The sequence below is a fragment of the Micromonospora craterilacus genome, assembly GCF_003236315.1.
Taxonomy (GTDB): Bacteria; Actinomycetota; Actinomycetes; order Mycobacteriales; family Micromonosporaceae; genus Micromonospora; species Micromonospora craterilacus.
Map to the genome: position 1 here is coordinate 1 of NZ_POTY01000383.1, position 3,722 is coordinate 3,722.

General features: G+C 74.2%; 4 protein-coding genes. 1 reads left to right on the top strand and 3 read right to left on the bottom strand.

Features of this window, described 5'->3' with window-relative positions:
- Both C1I95_RS32635 and C1I95_RS32640 read right to left on the bottom strand, forming a co-directional pair.
- A partial coding sequence (locus tag C1I95_RS32635) for an MBL fold metallo-hydrolase (RefSeq protein ID WP_111219805.1) occupies nucleotides 1-689 on the bottom strand: 689 nt, incomplete at its 3' end.
- Nucleotides 686-1,090 carry a thioesterase family protein gene (locus C1I95_RS32640; protein WP_111219811.1) on the bottom strand — a complete coding sequence of 135 codons (405 nt, stop codon included), beginning with the start codon at nucleotides 1,088-1,090 and terminating at the stop codon, nucleotides 686-688. The genes C1I95_RS32640 and C1I95_RS32635, both read right to left, overlap by 4 nt.
- Nucleotides 1,091-1,247: 157 nt before the next feature.
- On the opposite strand from C1I95_RS32640, the gene C1I95_RS32645 reads away from it, so the two are divergent.
- The gene (locus C1I95_RS32645; protein ID WP_111219807.1) at nucleotides 1,248-2,273 is read left to right on the top strand and encodes a phosphatase PAP2 family protein; all 1,026 of its coding nucleotides are present in this window, start codon (nucleotides 1,248-1,250) and stop codon (nucleotides 2,271-2,273) included.
- A 13-nt stretch (nucleotides 2,274-2,286) separates the two neighbouring features.
- Here C1I95_RS32645 and C1I95_RS32650 read toward each other — a convergent pair.
- The coding region (locus tag C1I95_RS32650; protein WP_233514032.1) for a PH domain-containing protein at nucleotides 2,287-3,722 on the bottom strand (1,436 nt) is incomplete at its 5' end.

Consider the following 3,722-nt stretch of genomic DNA (forward strand, 5'->3'; position numbering starts at 1 on the left):
AGTTGGGCGTGCTGCGCCCGGACGAACTCCGGGTCGACCGGCTCGCCGTGACCCGGTACCACCACCGTCTCGGGAGTGGTCCACCGCAGCAGTTCGGCCAGTGTGTCCGGCCACTGCAACGGGTACGAGTCCTCGAACGCCGGCGGGCCGGCCTGCTCGACCAGGTCACCGGCGACCAGCAGGTCGGCGTCGGGCACCTGCACCACGAGGTCGGCGTCGGTGTGGCCGCGGCCGGGGTGGCGGAGCACCACGCGCCGCCCCCCGATGTCGAGGGTGGCCTCGGTGTGGACGGTGTCGGTGGGCGGCAGCAGCACGGTGTCGGCCAGCTCGGCGGCCAGCTCGGGCTGCTCGGCGCGCAGCTCCGCGTACGCCTCCCGGCGCAGCCGGTCCGGGTCGTCGCGCAACGCCGCCGCGGCCAGCTCGTGCGCCCAGATCGGGCGGGGTGGGTCGGCGGCGAGCGTGGCGTTGCCGAAGCAGTGGTCGAAGTGGTGGTGGGTGTTCACCAGGGTCAACGGGGCGCCGGTGACCGCGCGTACGGCGGTGGCCAGCTCGGTCGCCTGCCCGGCGCTGGAGAGCGTGTCGACCAGCAGCGCCTCGCCGTCCCCGAGCACCAGTGTCACGTTGACCGCGAGCAGCGGCTCCCGCAGCACGAGCACCCGGTCGGCGACCTCGACGAAACGGCCGTTCATGCGGGCTGGCCAGCGCGTTCGACGAAGCGGTTCCGGTCGACCAGGACCCGCTCCACCCGGCCTTCGGCCACGGTCTGCCCGCCCTCGGTCACGGCGACCTCGAACACCAGCCGCCGCCGGTCGACGGCGGTCAGCCGGGCCTGCGCCGTCACCGTCCGGCCCACCGGCGTCGCCGCCCGGTGGTCGAGTTCGACCCGGGTACCCACGGTGGTCGAGCCGGCGGGCAGGTGCCGCGCGGTCGCCGCCACGGTCGCCGCCTCGGCCAGCGCGAGCAACCGAGGGGTGCCGAGCACCGGCACGTCGCCGGAGCCGACCGCCAGGGCGGTGTCGGCGTCGGTGACGGTCAACTCGACCCGGGCCACCAAACCCGGCGTCAGGGCATGATCCGGCTGCACCTGCATGGCCACAGCGTAGGTGCTCGCGCGGGGCCGGGGCACGCGGGCGGCCAGATGACCGTCCCGGGGTACGGGGCGGCCGTGGTGCGACACCTGTCACGTCCCGGCGCGGCCGCTGGTCCTGCGTGGGGCAACTCGTGGCCCGCCGTTAACCTTGTCCGCGATGTCTGCCGTGATCGACCCCCAGCCCAGCGCCCGTACGGAGCCACCCGCCTCCCGCGACGGCGGCCGCCGCCGGGTGATCGCGATGTCGGTGTGGAGCGTCGCCTTCGTCGCCGGCTGGCTCGGCATCGGCCTGCCCACCGACCCGGTCTACGCGTTCTTCTGGATCTGGGCCGGGACCATCGCCTGGAACTCCGCCCGCCCGTGGCGGAGCCACCTGCGCTTCGCCCGGGACTGGGTGCCGGTGGTGCTGCTGCTGGTCGCCTACAACCTCTCCCGCGGCTTCGCCTACCACGACGGGACGATCCCGCACGCGTACGAGTTGATCCTGGCGGACCGGCTGATGTTCGGCTGGGCCACCGGCGGCGAGGTGCCGACCGTCTGGTTGCAGCAGCACCTCTACCGGCCCGAGGTGCACTGGTGGGACGTGCTCGTCAGCTGGGTGTACTTCTCGCACTTCGTGGCAGCGCTGGCCGCCGCCGCGGTGCTCTGGATGCGCGAGCGCAGCCGGTGGGCGGCGTTCATGCGACGCTGGGCGTTCCTCTGCGCGTCGGGCCTGGTCACCTACTTCCTCTACCCGGCCGCGCCGCCCTGGTGGGCGGCGCAGAACGGCCTGCTGGAGGAGGTCGCGCGGATCTCCACCCGGGGTTGGAAGGCGTTCGGCATGCACGGTGCCGGCAACCTGCTCAACGCCGGGCAGTTGGCCTCGAACCCGGTGGCCGCCATGCCGTCGCTGCACACCGCCTTCGCGCTGTTCGTGGTGCTGTTCTTCCTGCGCAGCGTCCGACGTCGCTGGTGGCCACTGCTGCTGGCGTACCCGCTGGCGATGACCTTCACGCTGGTCTACAGCGGCGAGCACTACGTGATCGACGTGCTGGTCGGCTGGGCGTACGTGGGGTTGACCTTCCTGGTGGTCGGCCTGGCGGAGCGGTGGTGGGCCCGGCGGCGGGCCCGCCGCACCCCGACCGAGCCGCCGGCCGTGCAGGCGGCACCCGCCGAGCCGCCCGCGGTCCCGGCGACCCGCTGACGAACCCGCCCGCTTAGCCGGCGCGGCGGGTGGCGTGGCCGCGGGCGGTCAACTCCGCCGCCAACGCCCAGGCATCGGCGACATCCCGGTCCACCGCCGCCGCGCCGGCCCCGCCGGCGGTGTCGACGTGCACGGTGGCCAGCCGCAGCAACCGCTGCACCGGCCCCTGCACCACCCGCACGCTCTGGAATCGGGCGTACGGCACGATGGTCAGCTGGCGGGTGAGCAGACCGGAGCGTACGACGAAGACGTGCTCGGTCAGGCCGGCGCCGAGGACCTGTCGGCTCAGCGGATTGACCCAACGGGCCCGGTCCGGCGGCGAACTCAGCGGCAACGACGACAGGGTGACCCCCGGCAGCACCTCGGCCACGATCGCCGCGCCGGTCGCCTGGTCACCGACGGGAAGCAGCCGGTCCGGCCGGTTGCGCTGGTCGGGCTCGCCGGCGGCGTAACCGGCCACCTCCAGGCGCAGCCGCAGCCAGCCCTTGACCCGCCAGAGCAGCGGCCAGGTCACGCCCACGGTCTGCACCCGGTGCAGCGGCACGGTCTGCACCCTGGTCTCCAGCAGGCCGTTGTGAATCCGCAGCCGGTCGTCGTCGCGGGCCAACTGGAACCGCCAGTCGTCGAGGACCCGGCGGATGGGTTGCAACAGGATGCCGGCCATCGCGGTCAGGGTGCTCGCCACCGCGATGAACGACCACGACCCCTCGGACAGGAACTGCGCGGCCACGAAGGCCACGCCTAACGGCAGCAGGAACGCCTGCGGGGTGAGTAGCTGACTGACCAGCAGGTCCCGGTTGCTCACCGCGTGCAGCGGCCGGCCGGCCGGCGCGGCCGACTCGGCACCGGCCGGCGCGGCCGGGTACCCCTCCGGTGGCCGTGGACCCTGCGCCGCAGCGGGCGGACGCCCCGCCAGGGCCAGCAGGCGCTGCCGCAGGACCGCCGCCTCGGCGACGCTGAGGAAGGCCAGCGGTGCCTCGGTCTTGCCCCCGCCGACCACCTCCAGTCGCAGCTCCGCCAGGCCGGTGAGTTGAGCGAGCAACGGCCGGACCACCTCGACGGCCTGAAGCCGTTCCAGCGGGATGGCGCGGGTCCGCCGCCAGAGCAGCCCCTCGTGGATCCGCAGTTCCCGGCCGACGACCTGGTAGCCGGTGTTGTACCAGCTGACCACGGCCAGCACGGTGGCACCGAGGGCGATCACGATCACCATCGCCACGAACCAGCCGAACCCGACCCGGGACAGCGTCGACCAGGACAGCCCGGCGATGACCACGACCAGCGACTTCGCGCCGTGCAGGGCCGGGCTCAACGGATGCAGCCGCTGCCGCGTCTGCGACGTGTCCGGCGGCGAGCCCGGCCATGCCCCGGCCGGGTACGGTGCGCCGGGCGGATACCCCGGCGGCCACGGGTGCGGACCTGCGCCGGGGGGTGGCCCGGTCGGTGGGGCCG

Bases quoted from the DNA above. Each gene is read 5' to 3' on its own strand.
- C1I95_RS32645 (WP_111219807.1), top strand. From the start codon at position 1,248: ATGTCTGCCGTGATCGACCCCCAGCCCAGCGCCCGTACGGAGCCACCC.
- C1I95_RS32640 (WP_111219811.1), bottom strand. From the start codon at position 1,090: ATGCAGGTGCAGCCGGATCATGCCCTGACGCCGGGTTTGGTGGCCCGG.